General features: G+C 57.6%; 1 protein-coding gene. It reads right to left on the bottom strand.

Annotated features, from left to right (window positions below):
• Positions 1-55 precede the first annotated feature (55 nt).
• Positions 56-1,474 (bottom strand): IS66 family transposase, encoded by a 1,419-nt coding sequence (gene tnpC / locus BQ4888_RS10690; protein WP_092057178.1) that lies wholly within the window; start codon positions 1,472-1,474, stop codon positions 56-58.
• Positions 1,475-1,732: the final 258 nt, after the last annotated feature.

The raw sequence follows: 1,732 nt of genomic DNA, 5'->3' as shown, positions 1-1,732 counted from the left end.
GTAACTATTCAGCACCCCACCCGCATGTCTACGAGAATGGTGGGCGATACGCCAACTAATCCGCCTGCATGAACCGAGGGGATTTCCCCTCAAATAAGAGACGCAACGCTTCGGACGCACTGACGCCTTGTTTCCGGCAGGTGGACAGGTAACTACGGATTCGGCAGAACATCATGGCCCCCTCCCAGGAGCGGAAGCAGCCGGAGATTTTCTGTTGAACCTTGGTCATCCGAAGATCGTTTTCCGCCAGGTTATTGGAGAAGGGAACCTCGTCTTCGACCATGAACCGCAAGACATCGACTTCATAGTCCCGAAGCCGCTCCAGAAGGTTGCGAGCCTTGGAGCGAGCCAGCCTCCCCCGGCGCCCGTTTCTCTCACTTTCATCGGGGGGCGGACACTCTTTCTCGGCCTCTTCGAGCAGCGCTCGGTAGCGCTTTCGGTAGAGAGCGGCATCGAAGACGTCAAGTCGGCTCCCGGCCTCCAAGGTGGCCTTGTTGATCTCTTTGAGCAAAAGGGCCATATCCTGAGCCCACTGCTGTTTGTCCTGCTCCCAGGCCCGTTCCAGTTCCCGGAGATGGTGAGCGTTGCACAGGGCGTGTGAGCCGCCGTAGTGATAGTAAGGCTTCCAATGGTCATGGCAGAGGGTGCCCTGAAATGCCGGAAGGATGCCGATGTCATCCAGGGCTTCGCTGCCCCGCTTGCCATGCGGATGGAAAAAGGTGAACGCGGCATTGGAGGCGCTGTGCAGCCAGTGGCGTTTTCCACCGATGTTGATGCCGGTCTCATCGGCATGGATCAGGCTCGATGAGGCGAGTTGCTTTCTGACCCAGCGGTCAAAGCGCTCCAGGCGCTCATAGGCCTCCTGGTTGAAATTGTAGATGGAGCCGGCGCTGACGGGAATCCGCAACTGCTCCACAAAATGATCCACGATGCGATGGTAGGGGATCAACTGGTACTGGGACATGTAGACCGAGTTGACCTTGACCCCTTGACCATATTGCGCCGGCCGGGTGACCCCTTCCGGAAAAGGCGCCATATACCGATTCCCTTGGCTGTCCACCAGAATCTGGGCGCGGTATTCGGTGACCACTTTGGCGATATCCAGATCAATGACCTGGCGGGCCTCATAGCCGACCTCCCGGTAGTGGCCGACGGGCAAGGTGCTCCTGTCGATCCGAAGAACTTCGATTTCATCGGGCTCCGCCACCGGCTGCAAGGTGGTTCCGGCGCGCCCCTTTTGTCCGCCGGGCTTGCGTTCGCTTTTGCGCCTGGGCTCCTTCGTGCGGTTGGGATCGGCCGAGGGCGGCTTGCTGCTATTCTTGCTATTGAGGCCGAAGCGATTGGCCAGGATCGTCACCAGAAGGAGCAGCACCTCAAGGCTGGACTTGAGTGCCGGCGACAGATCCTTTTCATCGGCGATCAAGGATTTGACCCGCTCGATTGTTGCTTCTACATCGATATTGTTCACCGTCATCGCGGCCACCCGTCCTTTGAGATGGCCCATGATAGCATAGGTTTTCAGGACGGAATTTTTGTCGCGAGGCTCTCTTATGCGGCGATATTTTTATCGAAACGCCCCCGGCACTGACGGCAGAAGAATCTTGGGCACCAGGCCCAGCGAAGAGGCCTGCACCGTGCCTTTCATGGAGCTAGGCCAACGCACCCCCGATTTCAGCTTTTTGCTGAAAAACCGTGTCAAGAACTTTTTTCACTGCCCTGCTGAATAGTTACA

The organism is Desulfuromonas acetexigens (genome assembly GCF_900111775.1).
GTDB lineage: Bacteria > Desulfobacterota > Desulfuromonadia > Desulfuromonadales > Trichloromonadaceae > Trichloromonas > Trichloromonas acetexigens.
The sequence above is the reverse complement of the archived record's forward strand: the minus strand, read 5'-3'. Positions and strand labels throughout refer to the sequence as shown.

What these genes read in the sequence shown, in the direction of transcription:
- tnpC (WP_092057178.1), bottom strand. Translation starts at nt 1,474, where the DNA reads ATGACGGTGAACAATATCGATGTAGAAGCAACAATCGAGCGGGTCAAA.